Consider the following 23,384-nt stretch of genomic DNA (forward strand, 5'->3'; position numbering starts at 1 on the left):
CCCCTGGGGGTGGGCGTGGGAGAACCCGCCTGCGGCGTTCTCCCCACCCCCGTAGGGGGTGGTTTCACCCCCGAAACTGGAAACCCGCAGCAACACACTGACGGGAATAGGGAATTCCAGTTTCGGGAGTGCGCTTGCGCCGGACCCGGCCGAAACTGGGTGCAGCGTAGCCGTTGCGGTATCTGCGCAAATTTGCGGGGGCAGTTTCGGAAGCGGGCCGAAACTGGCCACATCGGACGTAAGCGCGCTTCTGCGTGAGGGTGGCGGGGCAGTTTCGGCAAGGCCCCGCATCTTGGCCAAACTGGTCCCTGCGCAATTCTGCGCAGAACGATCTGCCGGGGCGATCATGGCCGTTCCCCCTCCGGATAGACCCAGACATGCGGGTTCTCGACCTCGAGCAGCGCTCCGGTCTGTGGCGATTTGTAGTGGGTGGGCAGCACTGCGATGCTGGCGGGGGTGACCTCGCCGGTCGCCGGATCGACCTCCTCATCGTCCGTGGGCATGACCATCCCCTCGACGCAGAGGTAGCCGAAGCGCGATCGCGAAGGCCCGAGGGCGTAGGGCGCGCCGTCGCGGATGAACTTGATGGCGCCCTTGGTGGCCTGCACGGCGATCCGGTCGCGGATCGTGTCCTTGCCGCCCAGACCGCTCTTGTTCTCAAAGGCCTCAGCGAACTGGTTGATGGTGTAGAGCCGCCCCTTGGCCGCCTCCTCGAGCAGGATCGAGAGGATCACGTCCCGCTTGCGATCACGCTCGGCGTCATGCTTCGCGCCGACTTCGGGGCGCACGAGCCGCTCGTTCATCGGGTTCAGTTCGGCCCATTTGCCGTTGACCTTGTCCACGAGCTTGGCGGGTAGCGCAGGGCCGTTCCGGAGTTCGATCTCGAGGCGGCGCTGGGTCGAATCCTCCTCGGGCCGGTGCAGGATCAGGCCTGTGGTGTAGAAGCCCCGGAGCGCGCTGGCGCCGGAGAGCGCAAGGAACGGATCCTCCTTCACCTGGTGCTTCGAGAGCTTCTTGGTGTGGTGGACCAAGATGACGCCGCAGTCGGGATTGACGTGGTCGCGCAGCACCTCGACCCGGTCCTTCAGGAAGAACATCATCGCGGCGTTGTCGTTCTCGCCACCGCCATCGGGGCCGCCGTCGAAGAGGTTGCGGATCGGGTCGATGCAAAGGATGTCGAGCGGCGCGTCGGGGAACGCGGCCCTGATCGCCTCGGCCACGCGTGCGCTGCCCTCGGCATCGAGCAGCATGCGCAGTTTCGGCGTGACGATCAGGTTGTCGCGCGCGGCGGCGATCAGCTCGGGCGGCAGGCCGATCTGCTGCATCCGCTCGCGCAGGTAGTGATACTGGATCTCTGCCTGCAGGTAGAAGATCCGCAGCGGCCGCGGCGGGGTGAAGCCGAGGAAGGGCACGCCCGCGGCCATGTGCACGAGCAGTGCGATCAGCAGGTCGCTCTTGCCGACCTTGGGCGCGCCACCCAGCACCAGAAGCCCGCCCGGCGTCAGCACGCGCGGGCCGATGATGTCGTCGGGCATCGGGCTGGTATCGTCGAGCAGCGCGCCTAGAGTGAAGGTCGGCAGGTCGGTTTGCGCGGGCGCGGCACTGTCGAGGCGGATCAGCGGCGGCCCGTGCCGCTTGATGTGCAGCTCCCACAGCCGGTTCGTCTCGCGCTTCAGCCTGTCGAGCGGCCAGGACGGGCGGAGCATCGCGGCGTTGTAGCCGCAGATCGCCATCCAGCCCTCGTGCATCGACATGCGGCCCTCGTGGACCAGGCGCAGGAAATAGCCGATGGCGGCCGAGGCGCCCTCGAAACGGGACCAGTCGTCCGTGCCGGCCTCGTGCACCGGCGTCACCAGCACGTCGTCGATGGCGGGTTTCTCGCGGGGTTCGGCCGTGGCCATGCCGACGCCGGGCATGGGCAGCATGTCGGCGACGCGCTCGGCCATCTCGGCGAGTTCGACCTCGAGCGCGGTCGCCTCGCGGATCTGCACCAGCCGGGTGAGCCCGCCCTTGTGATAGACGGTGCCGGGTACGCGGATCGGCTGGTGGGCCGAGCGGAAATGGGTGTCGCCGCCAACCTTCAGCGCGATCTCGCCGCGGAGCTGGCAGAGCCGGGCAAGGTCCGCCCCCTCCGCGGGCTCGGTCAGTTTCCACCAGACATGGAGCTTGGTTGCGCCCTCGGGCGTGCGCCCGCCGCTCTCGACGATCAGCGTCGGTCGCCCGAGGTGGTGGACGAGATGATCGAGCTTGGCCGGGATGTCGCCCGAGTCGAGATCGACCACGAGGCTCTGCATCTGCAGGACGTCCGCGGCCCGAGCCTGGCCGGTTTCCGCGACGGTGCCCGGGATGACATAGACCGCCGCGCCCTCGCGCGCGGCCCAGCCCGCGAAGGTGGCGAGCTTCTCGGGCGATGTCGCGTCCGCGTCGATCCAGATGTTGTGCGGGCGGCCGTCTTTGCCCTGACCCTTGTCGACGAAGCCCCGGACCGGGATCAGGCCATCCGAGTAGCCAAAGACCACATCGACGAAGCGCGTGATCTGGTCCGCGTCCGGTTCGACCGCGAAGGGATCGTCCAGCGGCGCCGCGTCGTTGAAATCCCGCCACGGGTTGAAGTGGATGATGTTGTCGTCGCTCACGTGGACAGTCCCCAGCAGCGTTCGGCCCAAGGGCAGAACCGGCACTCGAAGAAGTCGCGATTGGCGGCTATGCGCGGCAGCAGCTCTCCCGCGTCGGTCGCCCGAAGGATCCGGACGCCCCGGTCGGACATCCGCTGCGCGAGGTCGGCGTCGAAGGGCACGAGCTCGTGGTGCAGCTCGGCCGTGTCCTTGTTGATCGCGGTGAACAGCGCGGGGTTCACGCTGATGCCCGGCACCGTCGCTTCCATGTAGGCCTGGTAGAGCGCGATCTGCGCGGCATAGACCGGCTTCGCGACGGTGACGCCCTTGGCCACCGTCTCGCGCCAGTTCTTCGCGTTCATTGTCTTGCATTCCCAGAGCGCGGGCGTGCGCAGCCCCAGCGCCGCGGGGGCCGCGGCGATGATCCCGTCGACATGACCACGGATGCGCCCGGCCGCGACCGAGAAGCCGAACTGGCCGCCGTCGCGCTTCTGGGTCACCAGATCGATCCCGGTCGCCCGCAGCCAGCGGATGGCAAGATCCTCGAGCTGATGACCGATCGCGAAGATCCGGAGCGAGCGGCCGGAGAAGTCCTGGCCCTCGTCCTTCGGCGCACCCGCGAACTCGAACTGCAGCGCGCGCTCGCAGGCATGGCCGAGCCGGGACGCCCCGAGATAGTCGCGCGGCGGCGTGGCAGCACGTTCAGCCTCGAGCGCGGCGTCCACGGCCGCATTGATCCGGTCGGCGATGCCGGGGCGCTTGTTGAAGTCCAGCATCAGAACGGGATCTCCGACTGGCTGGCGATCTCGGTCATCTCGGCGCGGAAGGCCTCGATGGTGGTGACGATCAACCGGTGCATGTCGTTCTGCGTCAGCTGGCCCAGCGGCCGGTCCCAGCCGATCCGCTCCATCTCGGGCGCGATCGCGCGCATGACGGCGGGCAGCGCCTGAGTTTCTTCTTCGGTGAAATCGACCATGCTCAATCCTCTCTTCGCTTTGCGGGTGAAGGCCGCCTGGCAGCCCATGGAGCAGAACCAGCGGTGGGTGCGGTGGGGGCGTGGCCGGTGGGGATCGAACCAGCCGAAGCCGCGGGTGCGCGCGGTGCAGACGGCGCAGAGCACCGGGCGCGGATGCCAGAGGCGATCACGGCCCGGTCGATCCGGAGCCTCTGCGGGCGTGGATGGGATTTGCGCGACATCGTTCACGCCGCCCTCCGCTCGGGAGCGGCCGACATCACGAGCCGCCGGATGTCGCGCCGGTTGAACTGGAAGGTGATCAGCGCCGAGGCGCGGTAGCGCGTGAGCCCGTAATCCTGCCGCTGCGCGGGCGAGAGGTATTGCAGCTGTTTCTCCGTCGGCGCCTGGCTCAGCCAGCGCTTCGACTTGAAGGCGCTCTCGTCTGTCTCGTGGGCGTTCAGCCAATCGTCGGCCTGCGCGAGGCAGACCTTCCGATCTCCCACGCCGAGAAGGCAAGTCGGCTGTCCCTTGGCTCCGCCCACGGCATGCCAGCGGCCTTCGAGGAAGAACACGCCGCCCCAGGCATTGAAGCCGCTGGCCATCAGCGCGGCGTCGTCGCCGAAGAGGTCTTCCCAGACGAAGCTCGACCGTTTGAGCAAGTCGATCTCGGACATCACGACGTTCTCGAGCGGCGTCGTCACGGACCCGCCTTGGAATTCGTAGCCGCAGATCGGGCACTGCCGCGACGCGAGCGGGATCTCCGCCTCGCATTCGGGACAGGTCTTCGTCGGGGCTTCGCCCGGTGTCGGGTCGCGACCGTCGAGATCGACGTCCTGCTCCAGCGTGCCGTGGGTCAGGCTCGAGATCCCGAAATCCAGAACGATGCAGTCGGTCTTCACCACGCCGGGATGTTCGGCCGGATCGACGGTACGCAGGCCGCGCCCGACCATCTGGATCATGGTAGACTTGTAGGAGCTGGGCCGCAGCAGCACGACGCAGGAGGTGGGCGGGTGGTCCCACCCCTCGGTCAGCACCGCGACATTGACGAGGACCTGCACCTCGCCGGACGCATAGGCTTCGAGCACCATCTTCCGCTCAGTGGAGCCCATGTCGCCAAGGACGACGGCGGCCGGGTTTCCGGCCTCGTTGAAGGCGGTCGCGACATCGACCGCGTGCGCGACAGTCGAGCAGAAGACCACGGTCTGGCGGTTCCCGGCCTTCTCCTCCCAGTGCCGGATCACTTCCTCGGTGATGGGCGCGCGGTTCATGATCGCCGCAACTGCGCCCATGTCGTAATCGTCGGCGGTCTTGCGGACGGCGCGCAGCTGGTCCTGCACGCCGACATCGATAACGAAGGTCCGGGGCGGGACGAGGTGGCCAGAGGCGATCAGTTCGCCCAGCCGGACCTGGTCGGCAACGTTGTCAAAGACTTCGCGCAGGCCCTTCCGGTCGCCCCGGTTGGGCGTCGCCGTGACGCCGAAGACCCGGGCTTCCGGATTGGCGTCGCGCACCCGGTCGATGATGCGGCGGTAGCTCTCGGCCACAGCGTGATGCGCCTCGTCGATGACCAGCAGATCGAGCTTCGGCATGGCCGCGAGATTGGCGGCGCGTGACAGCGTCGGCGCCATGGCGAAGGTGACCTGGCCCTCCCAGGACTTGGCGGTGGCATCGACGACGGATGTGCCGATGCCGGGATTGACCCGGGCGAACTTCGCCCGGTTCTGGCTGGTCAGCTCGTCGCGATGGGCAAGCACGCACGCCCTGGCGCCGTGCCCGGTCATGTTGCCGGTGACGGCCGAAAGCATGATCGTCTTGCCCGCGCCCGTGGGCGCTACGCCCAGCGTGTTGTCGCGGGTCGAGAGCGCAGCGAGGCTGCGCTCCACGAAGAGTTTCTGGCGGGGACGGAGGAGCATCGCGCCCTCACTGCGCCCATGCAGGACGGCCAGGAACCGGCGATGCCGCGGGCTGCTGGACCGGCGCCTGCAGGGGCGCCGTCTGCGCGGGCGGCTGGTAGCCGTGCTGCGCAGCGAGCCCCATGACCTGCGCATAGTCGCGGTGATCGGGTGTCACCGCAGCGCGGATCTCGTTCTTCTCCTCGCCCATGGCGTCGCTGCCGACGTCGATCCGAGCGATGAACTCGATCCCGTCGAGATCGGCGAAGCCATTGATGCGTCGCGCCGCCTGCGCCTGCGGGGACTGATCCTTGTCGGAGATCCCGCGCGCCGAGTTCAGCATGCCGCGCACGAGGCTGCGGCCCATGTTGGCCCAGTCCGGACCCTTGGGGCTGTAGAGACCGATCAGCGTGAAGATCTTGCGCCGGGCGTATTGGCCCTCGGTCACCGTGAACTCGCCGTTGAGGTAGACAGCCCCGGTCGAGCCGCGGGTGGCATAGCCCCCGGTCCAGCCCTGCGACGGGTCGTCGAAGCCGCCGGGGCGGATCGTCAGCCGCACCTTGGCGAGTGTTCCCTTCGGGATGAGGTTGGTGTTGGACTGCGCGTCGTTGAAGTCGTTCCAGAGGCCTGACATGGCTCGGATCCTTTCAGTTGGTGGGAGCGGATTGGGTGTCGGGCGCTGGCGCGCCAGGCGGCGCGGGCAGCTGCGGCGGCGCATAGGTCAGCCGCCGTTCGGCCGGGATCAGTGGCCCGCGGATCTTCTCCATCAGCCGGCCGAGATGGGGCTCTTCGACCAGGTCGAGGCGGCCGGAGCGGTCCTTTGCCGGGTAGCCCCACGGGTTCAGAGTCTGGCAGACGAAGGCGCGCTGCGGCCGGTTCTGCTCGTCCGGCATGCTGGCCATGGTGATGACCTGATCGACGATGCCGGGCAGCTCGAGCCCGGTCTTCGAGCCGTCGATCTGCGGGACGAAGACCTTGCGATTGAAGTCGTCGAGCTTCTCGTCGAGGATCCCGACGAACCAGACGTTCTTGCCGCGCGTGTGCTGGAGATGGGTCAGCCAGCCGATCATCTCGCGCCCGTGCAGCCCGTAGGCGCCGCGCACGTCGGGCTTGCCGGTCTTCTCCGAATGCGCCTCCGGCTGCCCCCGGCACCACTGGAAGCAGAGCCGCCCCGCCACGGTGATCGAGTCGATGAAGACGGTGTCGTATTTCGCGAGGACGCGCGGATCGCCGAACCGACCGCACACCTCGTCGAAATGCGCCTGGCTGTAGGGCTGTTCGGGCCGGAGCGCCGGGTTCGGGCCTCCGATGAAGACCGCGAAATCGCGACACTCCTTCCAGGTGCGCGGCCGAACCACGTCGATATGGAGCCCCTCGATGGCGAGATCGCCCGCCTCGAGGTCGAAGAACAGCGTGGTCGAGGCTTCGAGCGTCCAGAGCAGGCTGGTCTTGCCGATCCCGGACGGGCCGAAGATCACGCCCTTGACGCCCCGCGTCTCGGCCAGCCGCTGATCGGCGGTGATGATGGGGAGGCTCACGCGCGGTCCTCCTGCGGCAGGATCGCGATCTTCAGCGCACCGGTCTTCACGGTGCGGGCGGGCTCGAAGCCCTGGCGGATCGCCTCGGGCCAGGCGACATAGGCGCGCTCGGGCACCTTGAAAGTGATCTCGACCTATTCGGATGGATCTTCGCCGGCAGCGCGGATGCGCTCGACCATGGCGGCGAGCTGGGCCTGGTCCCATTCGACGCGCTTCGGCAGATCGGCGACCACGGTGAAATCGCCATCGGCGAGGCGGACGGTGCCGGTGTCCTTGCCGCAGGCGCGGCGGGCCTCGGCGGCGCGGGTGGCGTAGCGGACCTCGAGCGCGGTGGAAAAGCGCGCGGTGACAGCCTTCATCTGCTTTGCGGCGGCGTCGATCTCGCGCTGCATCGCGGCCAGGAGCTCGACAGGAAGCTGGGCGATCTCGCCTGCGGGCAAGTTGATCAGCTCGTCGATGGAGGGAGTGTTCTCAGGGAACGGCATGGGTTTCTCCGTGATGGGGGATGGGGTCAGGCGGCCTCGAGGAGGCGCATCGAGAGGGCGGCGCCGGCGGGACCGGGCTTGGGCCGGGCGACGGCGATGTAGGCGAAGTGGTCGGGGCCGAGACGCGCCTGCACGAGGTGGACGAGCCGCTGCTCGGCGGCGCGCAAGGCGGCGGCCGCGACACCGCGCAGGGTGCGCTGGCGCTCGGGCGTGAGGTTCGAGACGGCCCCGGTGGCGTCGACGGCAAGGAACCCGCGGTGATAGACCAGCGCCTCGCCCGGGTCGGCCTGCGCGATCCAGGCGGACAGCCCTACCTCGTCGAGCGCGGGACCGGCGGCGCCGAAGATCGACACCACCCGGCTGCCGTGGATGGCGGACCGGCTCTCCATCATGCCGCCCCCCGCGCGCTGTCGGCGGTGTGCGTGAGCTGGTCCTTCTCGAAGGCGAGGATGTCCTCGAGCCGGTAGACCACCCGGCCGCCGAGTTTCATGTAGGCGGGGCCTTCCCCGGCCCATCGCCAGCGCTCGAGCGTGCGGTGCGAGATCGTCCAGCGCCGCGCGAGCTCTTTCTGCGTGAGGCAGGTCTTCTGCTGCATCGTGTTCTCCCGGTGTCGGTTGTCGGGAGCACGATGCGAAATCCCACGAGGGGATGTCGTCAGGATTGGTGTGGGATGCGGAGGGGGATCGTCAGGAGCCTTTCAATCCAAGGGAGAACGGCCCCGAGGGGGGTCACCATCCCCCTCTCATCCCCCAGCGCATCCCACCGGGGGATCGAGAGCGCGCGCGGACGGGAGGGATGACGCGGGCTCAGAGGCCGCGCAGGCGATAGGCTCCGCGGCCGTCCGACTCGATCAGCAGTCGCCAGTTCTTCTTCGACTTGAAGACGTCGGACATCTTGAGGCTGCGCGAGCCCGCGGCAGCAAGGATCGCCTTGCCGCTCTGCCAGGGCTCGCCGCGCCCGGCTGCCTCGTGCAGCGCGCGCACGACCTGCGCCTGGATCGCACCCAGTCGGAAGTGCTGCCCGTTGCAGCGGACGTCCTGGTAGTCGGCCGAGGCATGGAAGGCGCCGGGCCGCGGGCCGGCAGCCGCTCCGGCAAATCCCGTCTCGGCCTCGAAGCGGTCACGCTCGTCCCGCCTGAGGAAAAGATCGCGCTGCCGCACGGTGATCAGCTCTCGCTCCCCTGTCAGGCATGCATAGTCGGCCTTGTGCGAGCGGAAGCGGCTGAGCTTCACCTCGCCATGCCGGAACAGCTGGAAGACGTCATGGGCGTGGAGATCCAGGAGCCCGTTGAACGGGCCCCGCTCGAAGGGAACGGAGAATCGCTCCCCCTCTGGTGTCTCCTCGTAGTCGCCGAGCTCCACGCCGAGGTTGAACACCCGGATCGACAGCCGCAGCTGGTCGTTCTCGGCCAGGTAGACGAGGTCCGCCTCGGACATGGACCAGCGCTCGAGGATCTCCGGCAGGGTGAAATACGACTTCTCGATCTCCATCCGGACCCCCGATTCCCATGTGCGATTGTTTAGGTTTTGTTCTAATCGCTTGACGGGTCCGCATCAATCCTGTTTTATCCTATTTCATCCACATACCCTTGGGGAAAACATGACCGAGCAGCACACCCTGGCCGACCGCCTGCGGGCCCGCGCCCATCAGCTCGGCCTGACGCCTGCCCATGTCGCCGAGATGGCCGGCGTGAACCGCTCCTTCGTCTACGACATCCTGCGCGGTCGCTCCGCGCGCCCCGGCATCGACCGGCTGGCCGAGGTCGCCCGCGTGCTGAAGGTCGACCGCGACTGGCTGATCCACGGCATCGGCGAGGTCGAGGGCACTCCCCCTTCGTGAACAATCCCGACGATGCCTTCGTGGCGATCGCGCACGCCACCCCGCGCCCCGCGATGGGTGGCGGCGCGGTGGTAACCGAGGACGGCGATACGCCCGGCCGTACCTACCACTTCCGCCAGTCGTGGATCCGCCACAAGCTCAAGGCCAGCCCGTCTCAACTGCGCATCATGCATGTGGAGGGCGACAGCATGGCGCCGACACTCCTCAGCGGCGACGCGGTGCTAGTCGACATGACCCGCCGCGCGCCCAACCCACCCGGCATCTTCGTGCTGGACGACGGGATGGGGCTGGTCGCCAAGCGGCTCGAGCACATCCCGAACAGCGACCCGCCCGCGGTGCGCGTCATCTCCGACAACAAGCACTACCCCGAGTACGAAAGAACGGCCGACGAGATCCACATCGTCGGCCGCATCCGTTGGTTCGCGCGGGAGATCTGAGGTGATCGTGTTCAGGGAGATCGACGATGCCGATCCGGCGCTGGCGAACTAACCTTTGGCCATGGTCAGCTGGATAGCGCGCCTCCGAACGCCCCTGTGGAAGCTAACGCAACAGCAGGTACTTTTCCGCCTCGAGGCGGTCAATCATAGCCACTTCATTCTTTCCCATCTGGAAAGCAGTTTCGTAGTTTCGTCCACTCGCCAAAGCCTGATAAAATGCATATGTAAATCTAGGAGCAGTGTGATCATTGATAGTATCTTTCGATCCCACAACTATTCCAACATGCTTGCAACATGCATCGGCAACTTCTTCAGTGTAGCAAGCGTGGAGTATCAGGCAATCAAGCTGGCCATAGGCTTTCAATACGTCAGCTAGAACACTCCCATCCAGCTCAGCGGTAGTACCCTGGTGGGTTTCAAATACGAGAATGCCCCTATCGCCGTGGCCGCTGAAATGTAAGATCTTTGGCTCATGGTTTAAAAGTTGCTCCTGTATTTGATCAAGACGAACAGCAAACCGTTGAATGATCTCCAGATCTCTTTTCTTATTGGTGAGCTTCCTTAGCTGCTCCTCCAACATTGCAGCTTCCTTGTCAGCGCGAAGCCTTCCTTGATCATCTGGGGTCGCATTAAGGACAAGTACCTTCGTCATATTCTGCATTTGAATCGCCCTCAGCACTCTGCTGTGCTCGTTGTCTTCCTGAAGCCCAAACAATCCGAAAGATGAAGCCGCCTCCTTAGCTTTAATCTCCCCATAAAGCGGCTGTCCCTCTGCCCCCAAGAGAACCCGCTCACGAAAATCCTTATCTCGGTCGACAAGTGAAAAGGCCAATTCCTTGTAGCTCGGAACCTCTTCTGAAAAACGTGCGAAGTGCTCTGCAAGTTGATGTTGCACACGCAAACTGTCTTCAGCGTCAAAGCAACCCAACGTCACATCTTGGAGACCATCGTAGAAGCTCCTCACCAAACCCTTTGACAAACCTTCTCGCGCGTCGACGGAGGATAAATTACTGCCCCTAATGATTAATTCCTGTCGAGCTGTAAGGTCCGCGAGATCTGTAGCCCCGAGCTGCAAGAGCTTCGCCTGGACGTTTGGTGGCTCGGTTTCAAGCAGGTCAAAACTTACACCCAAATGCTCAACACCCAACCGAGCGTTCTCGATAACTGCCCACACGCTATATTGGCGGACTATTGCATCGTCGTGCTGGCCGAGCTCTCTAACAATCTCGCCATTCTCGTGACGGGGATGCAGAAGATGCTGAATATCGCGATTGATGCCGACGACGATCAGGGCAAGCTTCAGAACATCTGAATTGGCTTTATCAAGGTCAATTGTTAAGCTAGTTCCCGCTAACATTCGTGGCGCAACGGTTTGCATTGCCGCAAGCACTTGCGCTTCAGGCGGAACATGGCGCAGCCCGGCCAAGTTCGGGATCTGCCCCTTATATAGAAAGCCGAGCGCCGAAATCGCAGCCGCAACGATCTCCGGCTTCTCTTCGTGGCGCTTGAGAGCGAACTCAACGCTCTGCGCCGTGTTTGCCATTGTGCCTAGCCGCGCGATCGCATTCAGGCACCACCGAACCACTTTGTCATCTCTGCTGTTGACGACAATGCCAGCAATCAAGTGTTCGAATGCCGGCTTAGCTGCTGGCGCTAAACGCGCTCCAGATCGATAAAGGCGGCAGATGTCCTGCAGCGCAGCCTTTTGCCGCCGCGGATCACCACCCTCAAGTTCGAAGCGAAGAAATGCAGCTTGTTGAGTGGTGATATTCTGTATCGACACTTGCTTCCTGGTTCTTCCAATTTGACAATCGGTCTAGAATGCGCGCGCTCCAAGGCTCGAAGTCTTCTATGTTGTTGTTATTCCTAGAGACGCATAGCCAGTGCGGCTCCTTTATCGACAGGCGACGAGTCGATGGTTCGAACCAGTCCGGACAATTCCATCTTAAAACGACAATTAGGTCAAATTTCGATCTCTCTGTCTCGACGACCATTACGCAGTCGATCAGCATTGAAGATGAAGCATCAGAGTCAAAATTTGAGAAAGACAAATCAAGATCTTGCACAAGCACTGAAATCGCACAGTCTTTGACGCCGAACGGATCGTCAGAGAAGAGCGACGCGTCTTCGGCCGCTATAACGCCAGGAAAGCAAATCGACCTCTTGTCAGCGAACGCATCCCTATCGTCTCGATAACGACCTACTCTGTAGGCTAGAATCTGATCCTCTTTCAGCACAACTGAAACAGTCCACGCGGAACAGTATCCGCGATCATCCATCTCGTCCGGGTGCATGTAGGCCACTGCATCGGAAGCATCTGCTGCTCCGAAGAAGTGATGGAAATCAGCCATGCCCTCGCCATAGTTCTCGATGAAAGAGCGGCTGATAGCGAGGCTATTCTCTCTCTTGAGATCACGTGTTCTCCGCCGAGCCGGAAAACGCTTTTTCCATTCAGCCGGGAAATTGGGATCCCTGAGAAACTCTACTAAGGCGAACTGTCCGGGCTCGGTGCGGTAGAATGCTGACGTTTCACGATGATGAAGAATGTCCTCGCTCAGGCGGGCCTGCAATGTCTTCTGTTGAGTTTTCCCATACAGGTGGTTCGGCACAACACCAGCTTGGTACGCCAAATCAAGTATCGCCCGCGCGCTCATCGGGCGCCGGGTCGACCTGAGTACGGTTTGCGCGATCTGTAGATACGAGTCCAAGCTGACCTCCACCCGTATCATCATGGGCCATGCATCGAAATGTTTCAATGAGGCTGATCAGTGCCGCCGTTCGCTTCGATGTCCTGACAAGAGCAAGTAGCCGTGGCTTGCCCGTGGTCCCCGTGGCGCTTCCCATTCAGTGCGCGGCGCCACGCGCTGATACGCTAACGCTCTGTTTTAACTTGATACTCCATAAGGAAGCCGGCGAACACGGAGCAAACCGCCTCAGGAGGTTCGCTCCCCATGCAAGATGACATCGCCTTTGCGCCGCCCGCCGAGACGCTCACCACCGATGAGCGGCTTGCGGAACTGGCCGCCATCCTCGCCAGCGCCATCGCGCGCACCAACCCACGGGAAACGAACGAGAATTCTCCGTTCAGCGGAGACAGTTCGCTGGACATTCTGTCCCTCAAACGCCGTCGTCGGAGACAGGTGCAAAACCGAGTTGGAGACGACGCATGAGGAAAAACACAAGGAAATCAGGCGCAAAGGCTGCGCTCGCGCGGCCGGCGGAGGGGATCGACGTCCTGGCCGAACTGGCCGCGCTGAAGGCGATGACAGTGCCCGAGCTGCAGGGGAAGTGGCGGGTCATGTTCGGCGAACCCGCACCGAACGCCAGCCGCGGAAACCTGGAGCTGCGGATCGGCTACCGCATCCAGGAACTGGCCCATGGCGGGATCAAGCCTGCGACACGCCGCACACTGGACGCGCTGGCGGCCGAGGTCGCCACGGGCGCGCCGGGCCCGCTGATCGCGGATCCCCGCCGCCCGATCCCCGGCACAAAGCTGGTGCGCGAATGGCAGGGTGAGGAGCAGGTCGTCACCGTTCTGACCGATGGCTTCGAATGGCAGGGGCGGCGCTTCAAGTCGCTCTCGGCCGCAGTCCGTGCGATCACCGGTAGCCACTGGAACGGGTGGAAGTTCTTCGGGATGGCCCATGGTGCGGAGGCGCGCCCATGAGCCGCACCAAGCCCGAAGCCGTCCGCCGCCTGCGCTGCGCCATCTACACCCGCAAGTCGAGCGAGGAAGGACTCGACATGGAGTTCAACAGCCTCGACGCGCAGCGGGAAGCCTGCGAGGCCTATATCGCTTCACAGCGCGCCGAGGGCTGGGTCGCCCTGCGCGACCGCTACGACGACGGCGGCTTCTCCGGCGGTACGCTGGACCGCCCCGCGCTGGCGCAGCTGATCGCCGACATCGAGGCCGGGCTGATCGACGTGGTCGTGGTCTACAAGATCGACCGTCTCAGCCGTGCGCTGATGGATTTCTCGAAACTGGTGGAGATCTTCGACCGCCACGGCGTCACCTTTGTCTCGGTCACGCAGTCCTTCAACACCACGACGTCGATGGGGCGGCTGACGCTGAACATCCTGCTCAGCTTCGCCCAGTTCGAACGCGAGGTGATCGGCGAGCGGATCCGCGACAAGTTCGCCGCCTCCCGCCGCAAGGGGATGTGGATGGGGGGCCCGGTGCCGCTCGGCTATGTCGTGAAGGACCGCAAGCTGATGATCGAGCCTGCCGAAGCCGAACAGGTCCGGACGATCTTCCGCCTCTATGCCCGCTCCAGCTCCACAGCGCAGGTGCTGAAGGAACTGCATGCGCGCGGGATCCGCACCAAGCGCGGCGCGGTGTTCGACCGTGGCTACCTGCTGAAGTTTTTGCACAACAAGGTCTATCTTGGCATCGCCGTGCACAAGGGCGAGGAATACCCCGGTGAGCACAAGGCGATCATCGACCAGAAGCTGTGGGACGAGGTGCACGCGGTCATCGCCAACAACCGCGTCGCCCGCGGGGCGGTGGCGCGGGCGGCGCAACCGGCGCTCCTGCGCGGGCTGATCTTCACCGAGACGGGCGCCGCCATGACGCCCCACCACACCAAGCGGAAGGGCAAGCGCTACTGCTACTACACCTCCATGGACGTGATCCGGAAACGCCCGGCGGCCGAGTTGCGCGGGCCTCAGCGGTTGCCGGGTGCCATCGTCGAGGAGGCCGTCATCGGCGAAATCCGCCGGATGCTGCGCACGCCCGAGGTCGCGGCGCGGACCGCGCGGGCGGTGCGGAAGGACCGTCCCGATCTCGATGAGACCACCGTTGTCGCCGCGCTGGCGCAGTTCGACGACCTGTGGAAGGCGCTCATCCCGGCCGAGCAAGCTCGCATCGTCCAGCTTCTGGTCGCGCGGATCACGGTGAGCGAGGCGGGTCTTGCCATCGACCTGCGCCACGATGGCCTCGGCGCCATCGCTGCACTGATGGCCCCGCCGAAGAAAGAGGTCGCCTGATGCCCCAGCCCGAGACCCTGCGCGTCCACATCCCGCTCGAACTCCGCCGTCGCGGTGGTCGCCCCCGGATCCTTCCGCCGAAGCACGTCGAGGCCGCCATGAACCGCGGACAAGATCCCCACCTCTTGCGCGCCATCGGCCGCGCATGGGGCTGGCGGCAGCGGCTGGAACGCGGCGACGTCGCCACGCTCGCAGATCTGGCCGCCGATGAGGGCCTGTCCGACCGTTACGTCAGCCGCCTCCTGCGCCTCGCGTGGCTGGCGCCCGAGGTGCTCGAGCGGCTGGTCGTCCACCGCGAGCCCTCGACAATCTGCATCTATGATCTGTGCTTCGTGGCGTCCCTTCCGTGGGACGAGCAGCCGGGGCGGGTGTTCGACTGAGACGAAGGGTCAGTCAGGGATCGCGTGAAGCCAAACCCGGTCGGGGGAGAGCAACGTCTCACCCGGGTGCAGTTCGTATGTGACCAGCGGCCCATCCTTGCCGGCGGAATAGTCGAGGCACAGCGCGTTCGGAGCCTGCAGGACCGGATCGCCGCTGAGCCAGTAGTGACCGAAGAAGACAGGGCGTTCGTGGGCGGGATAGGTCTGCGCCATCAGGGTTCCCGGTAGTGGGACATCGGGCAGATCATCCGGAACAGGCACCGAGATTGCGATGTCACGCCAGGTCCGGGCCACTGCATTCCACCATTGCAGTCGGACGTGATCGCGGTGGGTGCCGTCCTTGTCGCGGAATGCAAACCCATCGGGAAGCTGGTGTTCGGGCCACTTCGTGATTTCCTCGACCAGGTGGAAAAGCTCGTCGGCAGGGTCAGCCGCGCGGATCCACTGCTCTTCGGACAGAACGCCGTCCTTGGTGAGCGCCCGCACGCGGTCGATCGAGGGGTCGACCCAGCAGGCATGCACTGCGCGGAATCCCTCAGCTTCCAGAAACAGCGGGAGGCTGCGCATCCACGCCAGCGCCTCGTGGGTCTCGCCGGCACCGACGGGGAACTCCGCCAGGAAGCTTGCGTGCTGGCGCCGGTTCTTCTCCGAATGAGCGCGGAGGGGCTGGCCGGTCTCGGGGTGGGCCGTGTGGAAGTGAAGGGCATTGAGCTCGTGGTTGCCCATGATCGCGCGGGCCTTGCCGCTGTTGATCAGGTCGCGCACCAGGTGAATGACGGCCCGGTTTTCCGGTCCGCGGTCGATGAAGTCGCCCAGAAAGACGATGGTCCGCTCCGGGTCGGGATGGATCCAGCCCGCCGGACTCCGCCGCCATCCGAGGGCATCGAGCGCTCCCCGTAGTTTAGCGATCTGCCCGTGGATGTCGGGGATGATATCGACTGTTCCCATGCACTCTCCTGAAAATCGTTTCCTATGCTGATGGCTGGTTCGCAAGTGCCGTCGGTCACCGACCTGCGCCTTGTAACGCTAACGAGTTCAAGTCCTTTTGTCGTCGGGGTTTTCCGGTTCTCGTCACGGGCGGACACCGCCACCGCTACGCGCCATTCGGCCAGCGCACCGAGCGGCTGCGCCTCTCGCGTGTTGCGGCTCTGTTCCTCTCGAAGGGGATCAACACAAGGACCGAAGTCTTGGCGGGGTGAAAACTCAGGCCATTGGAAATGCGTGGAAAAATTCGACCGAACCGAATTCAACGAGGTTCGCCCGAACAGAGACGAAAGGCCGTTCAGAGCCCGGATCGGGCCTGAGGCGCAGTCTCAGAGGTTCGCATGGGGGAGGCAAAGCCCTTTGAAAACACGACTATTTCCGCGCCACGATAGGCGCCTGTCCGTGTTCGCAACAGGGATAATGGCGGACAGTGAGGGATTCGAACCCTCGAGACGGTTCCCCGCCTACACACTTTCCAGGCGTGCGCCTTCGACCACTCGGCCAACTGTCCGTGGGCGGGGTCTAGCCGGTGTCGGTCGCCGGCGCAAGTCAGAGCTTCGAGATGCGCTGCTGAAGTTCCGCCAGCTGGCGACGGATTTCGGCCATGTCTTCGCTGGAGGCGCCCGCCGCGGCGGCGCCACGGCCCGGGTCGGACTTGCGCGCCGGGTGACCCTCGGCCCCGGAGGCGTCGTCGCCCAGATCTTCCGGCTCTGGCCCCGAACTGCCCGTCCAGCCGCCCAGCATGGCCTTGAGAAACGCCCGCTGCTGGCGGTGCATCGCCTCGAAGCCCGGCACCTTCGTCATGGGGTTGGGCATCACGGCCATGTTCTCCATCAGCTTGGACTGGCTTTCGCGCAGCATGTCGAAGCTGGCGGCCAGGAACTGCGGCACGACGGAATGGGCGCTGGTGGCGTAGCTGCGCACGAGGTCGGTCAGGACGGCAATGGGCAGGACGTTCTCGCCCCGGCCCTCGTGTTCGGCGATGATCTGCAGAAGATACTGCCGCGTCAGGTCGTCGCCGGACTTGAGGTCGACGATCTTGACCTCGCGCCCTTCGCGGATGAAGGCCGCGATGTCCTCGAGCGTGACGTAGTCGCTGGTTTCGGTATTGTAGAGCCGCCGGCTGGCATAGCGTTTGATCAGAAGCGGCGTGGTGGCTGCGGCCATGACGGACCCCGGACATGCGGTTTCCAGCATGATGTGTGCTGCATCCGCAAAAGGCAAAGCAATTTTCCGCGCCTGCCAAGGCCCTGCCGCAGACCATGAAAAAAGGGGCCGGAGGGCCCCTTTTTCCGATCAGCGTGAAGACGCGATCACTTCGCCGCGACGGTGGTCGTCGGGGCGGCCGCAGAGGCGGCCTTCTTCAGCGCCGCCTGATTGTCGCGGGCGACGGTCTCGGCAATGGTGCTGGCATCGTTCGCCACGTCCTTGCCGGCGGTCAGCATCAGGTCCACGGTGTCCATCTGGACCTTCTTCGCGACTTCGGCGAAGGCTGCCATGTGTTCGGCCGCAACTTCGGCGGAAGCCGAAGCGAAGTCCGTCAGCGACTTGGCGTAATCCGACGGTTCGCGCTTGACGACAGCCAGTTCGCCCATGCGGGCCAGGGTGTCCTTGGCCCACTGGGCCGAGATCTCGGTCGAGCGTTCGGCCGCGGCCAGCGAGATGCGGGCCAGCTTTTCGCCCATGATGCCCTGGGACCGGAAGGCTTCCTGGAAGGACGATGTGTCGACCGGAAAGTTGGCCATCATGTCCTGGAAGGTCTTTGCAAAATCGGGGGTCTTCGCCATGTTATTCACTCCTGTCAGCGCGGCGGAAGGGAACCTTCGGTGAAAGAGCTTTCCGCAGCTAGTACCATTCTCGTGACAGGAACATAAATGCTGCGGCGCGGCATTTCAAGGGTTTTATGCTGCGCTGCAGAATATTCTGGAGAAGGTCCGGCTGGTTTTTGCAAGCCGCTGTCCGGAAACGGATCACGAACCCTTTTCGTGAACATAGGTTCCGGGCGCAGGGCACAATCCCGGGCCGGGATCGCGGGCGGGGACCTTCCCTCCTGCCCGTTCGGCAAGCCATTCCGCCCAGTGAGTCCACCAGGTTCCCGGGGTGAAGGTGGCGGCTTCCTTCCAGGCCTGATGGCCGGCGCTGAAGTCGCTGCTGCCGATGTAGTGGCCGTATTTCTTCTTCGTGGGCGGGTTGACGATGCCGGCTATATGGCCGGATTCCGACAGGATGAAGGTCTTGTCCTTCGACCCCATCCCCGCCACGCCGCGCCAGCAGTCCTTCCAGGGCGCGATGTGGTCGGTCTCGCAGGCGATCGCGCAGACCGGAACGCTGACGTCGGACAGGTGCAGCTTGTGGCCCATCACCTCGAACCCCTCGGTCGCGAAGGCGTTCTGCTGGCAAAGCCCGCGCAGATACTGCATCGCCATCTTGCCCGGCAGGTTCGTGCTGTCGCCGTTCCAGAACAGCAGGTCGAAGGCCGGGGGCTCCTCGCCCATCATGTAGCTGCGGATCGCCGGCCCCCAGACCAGGTCGTTGGGACGCAGGAAGCTCATGGTGCGCGACATCAGCTGGGCGCGCAGCAGGCCGTGGCGCTTGATCTCCTCGGCGATGCCGGTCACGAAGTCGTCCTGCAGGAAGCTGACGAACTCTCCCTGGTCCGAGAAGTCGGTCAGGGTGGTGAACAGCGTGGCCGACTTCACCCGGTCGTCCCCGCGCTGCTTCAGCAGCGCCAGGGTCAGCGACAGCGTGGTTCCGGCGATGCAATAGCCGACGGCGTTCACCTGCCGCTGCCCCGTCAGGTCGCGAACCTTGTCCATCGCCTCGAGATAAGCGGCGACGTAATCCTCCATCCCCACATCGGCGTAGGAGACATCGGGGTTCTTCCAGCTGACCACGAACAGCGTGTGGCCCTGTTCCAGAAGCCACTTGATGAGGCTGTTCTGCGGCTTGAGGTCGAGGATGTAGAACTTGTTGATCCAGGGCGGAAAGATCAGCAGCGGCGTCTCGTGGACCTGGTCGGTGGCGGGCTTGTACTGGATCAGCTCGTAGAGCCGGGCCCGCTCCACGACCGAGCCTGCCGAGGCGCCGATGTCCTCTCCGACCACGAAGGCCTCGGGGTCAGTCAGCGACACGACGAAGTCGCCGCCGTTGCGTTCCACGTCGCGCACCAGGTTCTCAAGCCCGCGGACCAGGCTTTCGCCCTCGGTCTGGACCGCGCGTTCCAAGGCGTCGGGGTTGGTGGCCAGGAAGTTGGTCGGCGCCATCATGTCGACGATCTGATCGGTCATCCAGGTGATCCGCCGCCGCGCCACGTCGTCCGACAGCCTGAGGTTCCCGGCCGCGTCCTTCAGCGCCTTGGCGTTGATGAGATACTGGCGCTTGACGAAGTTGAAATAGGGGTGGCTCTGCCACAGCGGATGGGCGAAGCGCTTGTCCTTGGGCTGATCCTCGTCCGAGGGCGTCACGTGACCCAAGGCCATGGCCCGTTGCGCGTCGGCATAGTTCTTCAGCGTCTCGCCCCAGTAATCGACCTGGCTCTCCAGCACCCGGCCCGGCTGTTCGGACAGGGTCTTGACCCAGGCGCTGGCGGCGGTCAGCAGCAGGTCCGGGCCGGGCGCCTCGATTCCCGGATTGGGCCGGGGCCGCGCCGACAGCGCGGCCATCAGCCGCTGGCCGAGGGTCTCGATCCTCTCGATGTTCTCGGCCAGCTTCCGCGCCGTCGCCCCGGTCGAGCCGCGGGCCAGGGCATTGGCCATGGCGCCCGAGGCACGCGCGCCCTCGGACGCTTTCGCGGCCTCCTGCTGCGGGGCGTTGGTCAGATGCGGGGCCGAGATGGGATCGGGCGCCGGCGACGACACCGGTTGCGCCTGCGGCTCGCGGTTCCGTTTGGCCTTGGTGCCGGACGCCCTGGCCTTTTTGGCGGCGGGCGGGGCATCCTTGCCGGACGTGTCCGACTTGCGCCGCGTCCGGGCAACACTCTTGCCGTCCGATCCTGCAGTTCTTGCCATGATCCCGGTTCCCCCCTATTACCAGAGACAATCATAGGCGCAGGGCGGCTATTGCGCAAACCCGGGTTTCGGACCCATGTGCCGTGGCGATGCGTTCCACCCCGACGCAGCAATGAAAGGATGGCCCCGTGACGATCAAGGGTATCAAAGGCATCGTGTCCTATGACGCAATGGAAACCATTCGCAACACGAACGAATGGATGGGTGCATCCGCCCGGGCCATTGCATCCTATCCGATCTTCGCCCTGAACCCGCATCCCTTCTTCAAGCTGATGAGCGCCTGGGGCCGCGTCACCGAACGCAGCTTCGGGCGGATGGTCATCAAGCCTGACTGGAACATTCCCGCCATCACCGGCGATCAGGGCCAGGATCACATCGTCTATGTCGATACGGTGATGAAGCGTCCCTTCGGCGACCTGATCCACTTCCGCGTCGCGCGCCGCGACGTCCAGCCCCGCAAGGTCCTGCTGGTGGCGCCGATGTCGGGCCACTATGCGACGCTGATGCGGTCCACCGTCACCTCGCTGCTGCCCGATTGCGAGGTCTATGTGACCGACTGGCACAACGCGCGCGACATCCCGGTGAGCGAGGGCAAGTTCGACATTGAGGATTATACCCAGTATCTGGTCGATTTCATCCGCCACCTGGGCCCCGACACCAACGTCATCGCGGTCTGCCAGCCTGCGCCGCTGGCCTTGGCGGCCACCGCGATCCTGGCCGAGGATGACCCCGCCTCTCAGCCGCGCAGCCTGACGCTGATCGGCGGCCCGGTCGATCCCGACGCGGCCGCGACCGAGGTCACCGATTTCGGCAACCGCATGACCATGGGCGAACTGGAACAGCTTGTGATCCAGTCCGTGGGCTTCAAGTATCGCGGCGCGGGCCGCATGGTCTATCCGGGCCTGGCCCAGCTTGGCTCGTTCATCGCCATGAACGCCGAAACCCACGCCAAGGCCTTCATCGACAAGATCTGGGACGAAGCCCGCGGCGTCGCCTCCGAGGGCGACAAGCACAACAAGTTCTATGACGAATACCTGGCCGTGATGGACATGACGGCCGAGTTCTATCTCTCCACCGTGGACCGGATCTTCAAGAAGCTCGAGATCGCCAGGAACGAGTTCGTCGTGAACGGCCGCCGCGTGGACATCGGCAAGATCACCGACGTCGCGATCATGACGGTCGAGGGCGCGAACGACGACATCTCGGCCCCGGGCCAGTGCGTCGCGGCCCTGGATCTGTGCACCGGCGTCCCTGCCGACCGCAAGAAGCAGCATCTCGAACCCGGCGCCGGTCATTACGGCATCTTCGCGGGCAAGTCCTGGCGGCTGAACATCCGCCCGCTGGTTCTCGATTTCATCGACGACAACATGACCCTGCCCGAGGTCGAGAAGCACCGGAAGAACCGCGTTCGTGGCGGCGAGGCTGCGGATTGCGGCGCGACCGATCCCTTCACCGACAGCAGCAAGATCGCGGTCTGAAGGGCGGGCCGCGGGCCGGCGGGGCTGTTCCCCGCGATCAGCGCAGGGCGTTGATCCAGGCCGCGATCCTGGGCACAAGGTGCCGCGTCAGGCCGGGCGACAAGGCGTCGCCCGCAATCACATGGGCATCGGGATCGTCCTGGGGCCCCACCGTCAGCTTCACCACGGTGGCGCCGCCGCCCCATCCCGCCGCCACGCGCGCCGATGCGGCGTGGTCGACGATCCTGTCCGCGTCGGACCAGATGAACAGGGCCGGCGCGGAAGCGGCCCGGTAATCGCCCTGCCCGGCCTGCCGCAGCAGCGCCCCGACCGCCAGGACCGCAGACAGCGGATAGCAGATTGTCCAGCGGCGGCGGTGCAGGTCGTTCCGGACCGGGAAGCAGCGTTCGGGATCGCCCAGCAGGCGAAGGACGGGACGGGCCAGGGGCAGGTCCAGCAGCCACCTGTCCCCCCTTTGCAATCCGAAGTTGGGCGAGATCAGCACCACCCCCGCCATCATCCGGCCCAGCCGGGGATCGCGCGCGCCCAGGGCGGCCAGCGTCCCGCCCGTGGACATGCCGATCACCACCACCCGCCGCCCCAGGCGCCTCGCGGCCGCCAAGCCCTGCGCCAGGTCACGCCACCAGTCCTGCGCGCGCGCCCGGGCCAGGCCGCGGCCATCCGTCCCGTGGCCGGTCAGCCGCATCGCCAGAAGATTGGCCCCCAGCCGTTCGGCCAGCCGTTCCGGCAGGGGGCGCAATTCGCCCGGGCTGGCGGAAAAGCCATGAAGATACAGGATCGCCACGTCCGTCATGGCGCCGGGCCGGCCCGCCCAGTGCAGTCGGGACGCCACCTCGGGGTCAATCCCGGCCTCGCGGCGGTCCAACCAGGCCTGCACGTCGCCGGGCGGCGGCGCCCCCTGCCCGTCCGTGCGCAGCCGGTCCCTGGGGCCGAAGATCCAGATCAGCGCCAGCGCCGCCAGCAGCCCGCTGGCCAGCCTAGCCCAGAACATCGGCGACCGATGCCGCGATCAGCGCCAGACATTCCGGCGTGGAAAAGCGGTGATCGGCGCTCTTCACCAGGGTCAGCCGCATGTCGTCCCCCGTCGCGTGCCCCAGCAGCCGCACGGCCCAGTCGGCCGGCACGTCGGCGTCGGCCGTTCCCTGCAGCATCCGCACCGGGAAGGGCAGCGGCAGCGGCCGGTCCATCACCAGATGGCGGCGGCCGTCCTCGATCAGGCGGCGGGTGATGACATAGGGCTGGTCGCTGTAGTCGCTGGGCCGCTCGATCCGGCCCGCGCGCATCAGCGTCTCGCGCTGCGCCTCGGAAAAGCCGGCCCAGAAGCCCTGCTGGGTGAAGTCGGGCGCGGCGGCGATGGTCACCAGGCCTGCCACCCGCTGCGGGATGGCGCGTGCCAGCAGCAACGCGATCCAGCCCCCCATCGAGGATCCGACCAGCACCTGCGGCCCCTCCGTCAGCGCCTCGATCACGTCCTGCGCGTCCTGCAGCCAGTCGCCGATGCAGCCGTCCTCGAAGCGGCCGCCGCTGTCGCCATGACCCGAATAGTCGAAGCGCAGGAAGGCGCGGTTCTGCCCGGTGGCCCAGTCATGCAGCCAGGCGGCCTTGGTGCCGGTCATGTCGGACTTGAACCCGCCCAGAAAGACCAGCCCCGGCCCCGCCCCGCTGCTGCGCCGAAAGGCGATCCGCCGCCCGGAGCGGGTTTCCAGATATTCGCTCATGTCCCACCTGTCGCTGTCGTCCCGCTTATCTTGACAGTTTTCCCCGCGGGGTCCAAGGAAGGCCGCAGAT

Annotated in this window: 25 protein-coding genes and 1 tRNA gene; 7 read left to right on the top strand and 19 right to left on the bottom strand. The window is 65.4% G+C overall.

The annotated features are described in order from the left end of the window. Window positions 1-344 precede the first annotated feature (344 nt). From ACZ1HC_RS13485 to ACZ1HC_RS13530, 10 genes are all read right to left on the bottom strand, one after another. Window positions 345-2,636, bottom strand: coding sequence for an AAA family ATPase (locus ACZ1HC_RS13485; protein ID WP_472700419.1), 2,292 nt, complete (start codon window positions 2,634-2,636; stop codon window positions 345-347). Next, window positions 2,633-3,391, bottom strand: a complete 759-nt coding sequence (locus ACZ1HC_RS13490) for a PD-(D/E)XK nuclease family protein (RefSeq protein WP_472700420.1) — start codon at window positions 3,389-3,391, stop codon at window positions 2,633-2,635. Before ACZ1HC_RS13490 ends, ACZ1HC_RS13485 begins: the two co-directional genes overlap by 4 nt. Then, the gene (locus ACZ1HC_RS13495) at window positions 3,391-3,819 is read right to left on the bottom strand and encodes a DUF6511 domain-containing protein (RefSeq protein ID WP_472700421.1); all 429 of its coding nucleotides are present in this window, start codon (window positions 3,817-3,819) and stop codon (window positions 3,391-3,393) included. The genes ACZ1HC_RS13490 and ACZ1HC_RS13495 overlap by 1 nt, the downstream gene beginning before the upstream one ends. Further along, the gene (locus tag ACZ1HC_RS13500; RefSeq protein WP_472700422.1) at window positions 3,816-5,483 is read right to left on the bottom strand and encodes a DEAD/DEAH box helicase; all 1,668 of its coding nucleotides are present in this window, start codon (window positions 5,481-5,483) and stop codon (window positions 3,816-3,818) included. Before ACZ1HC_RS13500 ends, ACZ1HC_RS13495 begins: the two co-directional genes overlap by 4 nt. 7 nt (window positions 5,484-5,490) lie before the next feature. Beyond that, on the bottom strand, window positions 5,491-6,096 hold the full coding sequence (locus ACZ1HC_RS13505) for a hypothetical protein (protein ID WP_472700423.1): 606 nt from the start codon (window positions 6,094-6,096) through the stop codon (window positions 5,491-5,493). A 13-nt stretch (window positions 6,097-6,109) separates the two neighbouring features. Continuing rightward, entirely contained in the window at window positions 6,110-7,000 is an 891-nt protein-coding gene (locus ACZ1HC_RS13510; protein ID WP_472699953.1) for an ATP-binding protein, read from the bottom strand. Between the two features lie 134 nt (window positions 7,001-7,134). After that, complete coding sequence (locus ACZ1HC_RS13515; protein ID WP_472699952.1) at window positions 7,135-7,485, bottom strand: hypothetical protein; 351 nt, start codon at window positions 7,483-7,485, stop codon at window positions 7,135-7,137. A 26-nt stretch (window positions 7,486-7,511) separates the two neighbouring features. Beyond that, window positions 7,512-7,874, bottom strand: a complete 363-nt coding sequence (locus tag ACZ1HC_RS13520; RefSeq protein ID WP_472699951.1) for a hypothetical protein — start codon at window positions 7,872-7,874, stop codon at window positions 7,512-7,514. After that, complete coding sequence (locus ACZ1HC_RS13525; RefSeq protein WP_007425318.1) at window positions 7,874-8,080, bottom strand: helix-turn-helix transcriptional regulator; 207 nt, start codon at window positions 8,078-8,080, stop codon at window positions 7,874-7,876. Before ACZ1HC_RS13525 ends, ACZ1HC_RS13520 begins: the two co-directional genes overlap by 1 nt. A 211-nt stretch (window positions 8,081-8,291) precedes the next feature. After that, complete coding sequence (locus ACZ1HC_RS13530) at window positions 8,292-8,975, bottom strand: hypothetical protein (RefSeq protein ID WP_472700424.1); 684 nt, start codon at window positions 8,973-8,975, stop codon at window positions 8,292-8,294. 109 nt (window positions 8,976-9,084) lie between these two features. Here ACZ1HC_RS13530 and ACZ1HC_RS13535 point away from each other — a divergent pair, with 109 nt between their 5' ends. Both ACZ1HC_RS13535 and ACZ1HC_RS13540 read left to right on the top strand, forming a co-directional pair. Next, window positions 9,085-9,324, top strand: a complete 240-nt coding sequence (locus tag ACZ1HC_RS13535; protein WP_472700425.1) for a helix-turn-helix domain-containing protein — start codon at window positions 9,085-9,087, stop codon at window positions 9,322-9,324. Then, window positions 9,321-9,761, top strand: coding sequence for a S24 family peptidase (locus ACZ1HC_RS13540; protein ID WP_472700426.1), 441 nt, complete (start codon window positions 9,321-9,323; stop codon window positions 9,759-9,761). The genes ACZ1HC_RS13535 and ACZ1HC_RS13540 overlap by 4 nt, the downstream gene beginning before the upstream one ends. Before the next feature lie 103 nt (window positions 9,762-9,864). Here the strand turns inward: ACZ1HC_RS13540 and ACZ1HC_RS13545 are convergent, their stop codons facing one another. Together ACZ1HC_RS13545 and ACZ1HC_RS13550 are read right to left on the bottom strand one after the other, a co-directional pair. Next, on the bottom strand, window positions 9,865-11,544 hold the full coding sequence (locus ACZ1HC_RS13545; protein ID WP_472700427.1) for a CHAT domain-containing protein: 1,680 nt from the start codon (window positions 11,542-11,544) through the stop codon (window positions 9,865-9,867). Next, window positions 11,489-12,493: a winged helix-turn-helix domain-containing protein gene (locus ACZ1HC_RS13550; RefSeq protein ID WP_472700850.1), complete on the bottom strand. Its 1,005-nt coding sequence runs from the start codon at window positions 12,491-12,493 to the stop codon at window positions 11,489-11,491. The genes ACZ1HC_RS13545 and ACZ1HC_RS13550 overlap by 56 nt, the downstream gene beginning before the upstream one ends. A gap of 219 nt (window positions 12,494-12,712) precedes the next feature. Between ACZ1HC_RS13550 and ACZ1HC_RS13555 the strand changes: the two genes are divergently transcribed. Genes ACZ1HC_RS13555 through ACZ1HC_RS13570 form a run of 4 tightly spaced genes read left to right on the top strand, consistent with a single transcriptional unit; the run spans window position 12,713 to window position 15,127 of the window. Continuing rightward, on the top strand, window positions 12,713-12,931 hold the full coding sequence (locus ACZ1HC_RS13555) for a hypothetical protein (protein ID WP_472700382.1): 219 nt from the start codon (window positions 12,713-12,715) through the stop codon (window positions 12,929-12,931). Then, window positions 12,928-13,428, top strand: coding sequence for a DUF2924 domain-containing protein (locus ACZ1HC_RS13560; RefSeq protein WP_472700383.1), 501 nt, complete (start codon window positions 12,928-12,930; stop codon window positions 13,426-13,428). The genes ACZ1HC_RS13555 and ACZ1HC_RS13560 overlap by 4 nt, the downstream gene beginning before the upstream one ends. Further along, window positions 13,425-14,747: a recombinase family protein gene (locus ACZ1HC_RS13565; RefSeq protein ID WP_472700428.1), complete on the top strand. Its 1,323-nt coding sequence runs from the start codon at window positions 13,425-13,427 to the stop codon at window positions 14,745-14,747. Before ACZ1HC_RS13560 ends, ACZ1HC_RS13565 begins: the two co-directional genes overlap by 4 nt. Further along, window positions 14,747-15,127: a hypothetical protein gene (locus tag ACZ1HC_RS13570; RefSeq protein ID WP_472700429.1), complete on the top strand. Its 381-nt coding sequence runs from the start codon at window positions 14,747-14,749 to the stop codon at window positions 15,125-15,127. Before ACZ1HC_RS13565 ends, ACZ1HC_RS13570 begins: the two co-directional genes overlap by 1 nt. 9 nt (window positions 15,128-15,136) lie before the next feature. Here ACZ1HC_RS13570 and ACZ1HC_RS13575 read toward each other — a convergent pair whose 3' ends face one another. The 5 genes from ACZ1HC_RS13575 to phaC form a co-directional block, all read right to left on the bottom strand. Then, window positions 15,137-16,075: a metallophosphoesterase gene (locus tag ACZ1HC_RS13575; protein WP_472700430.1), complete on the bottom strand. Its 939-nt coding sequence runs from the start codon at window positions 16,073-16,075 to the stop codon at window positions 15,137-15,139. Between the two features lie 457 nt (window positions 16,076-16,532). Then, window positions 16,533-16,622 (bottom strand) — tRNA-Ser (locus ACZ1HC_RS13580). A 38-nt stretch (window positions 16,623-16,660) separates the two neighbouring features. Then, window positions 16,661-17,278 (bottom strand): polyhydroxyalkanoate synthesis repressor PhaR, encoded by a 618-nt coding sequence (phaR, locus tag ACZ1HC_RS13585; protein WP_472700431.1) that lies wholly within the window; start codon window positions 17,276-17,278, stop codon window positions 16,661-16,663. A gap of 146 nt (window positions 17,279-17,424) precedes the next feature. Then, complete coding sequence (locus ACZ1HC_RS13590) at window positions 17,425-17,898, bottom strand: Phasin (RefSeq protein WP_472700432.1); 474 nt, start codon at window positions 17,896-17,898, stop codon at window positions 17,425-17,427. 183 nt (window positions 17,899-18,081) lie between these two features. Continuing rightward, window positions 18,082-19,866: a class I poly(R)-hydroxyalkanoic acid synthase gene (gene phaC / locus ACZ1HC_RS13595; protein WP_472700851.1), complete on the bottom strand. Its 1,785-nt coding sequence runs from the start codon at window positions 19,864-19,866 to the stop codon at window positions 18,082-18,084. A gap of 422 nt (window positions 19,867-20,288) precedes the next feature. Between phaC and phaZ the strand changes: the two genes are divergently transcribed. After that, a complete protein-coding gene (phaZ, locus tag ACZ1HC_RS13600) occupies window positions 20,289-21,596 on the top strand; it encodes a polyhydroxyalkanoate depolymerase (protein ID WP_472700852.1) in 1,308 nt (435 codons plus the stop codon). A gap of 37 nt (window positions 21,597-21,633) precedes the next feature. On the opposite strand, the gene ACZ1HC_RS13605 is transcribed toward phaZ, so the two are convergent. Then, window positions 21,634-22,587 (bottom strand): alpha/beta hydrolase, encoded by a 954-nt coding sequence (locus tag ACZ1HC_RS13605; RefSeq protein WP_472700433.1) that lies wholly within the window; start codon window positions 22,585-22,587, stop codon window positions 21,634-21,636. After that, window positions 22,574-23,314, bottom strand: coding sequence for an alpha/beta hydrolase (locus ACZ1HC_RS13610; RefSeq protein ID WP_472700434.1), 741 nt, complete (start codon window positions 23,312-23,314; stop codon window positions 22,574-22,576). Before ACZ1HC_RS13610 ends, ACZ1HC_RS13605 begins: the two co-directional genes overlap by 14 nt. Window positions 23,315-23,384: the final 70 nt, after the last annotated feature.

The organism is Paracoccus sp. BR5-17 (assembly GCF_055693925.1).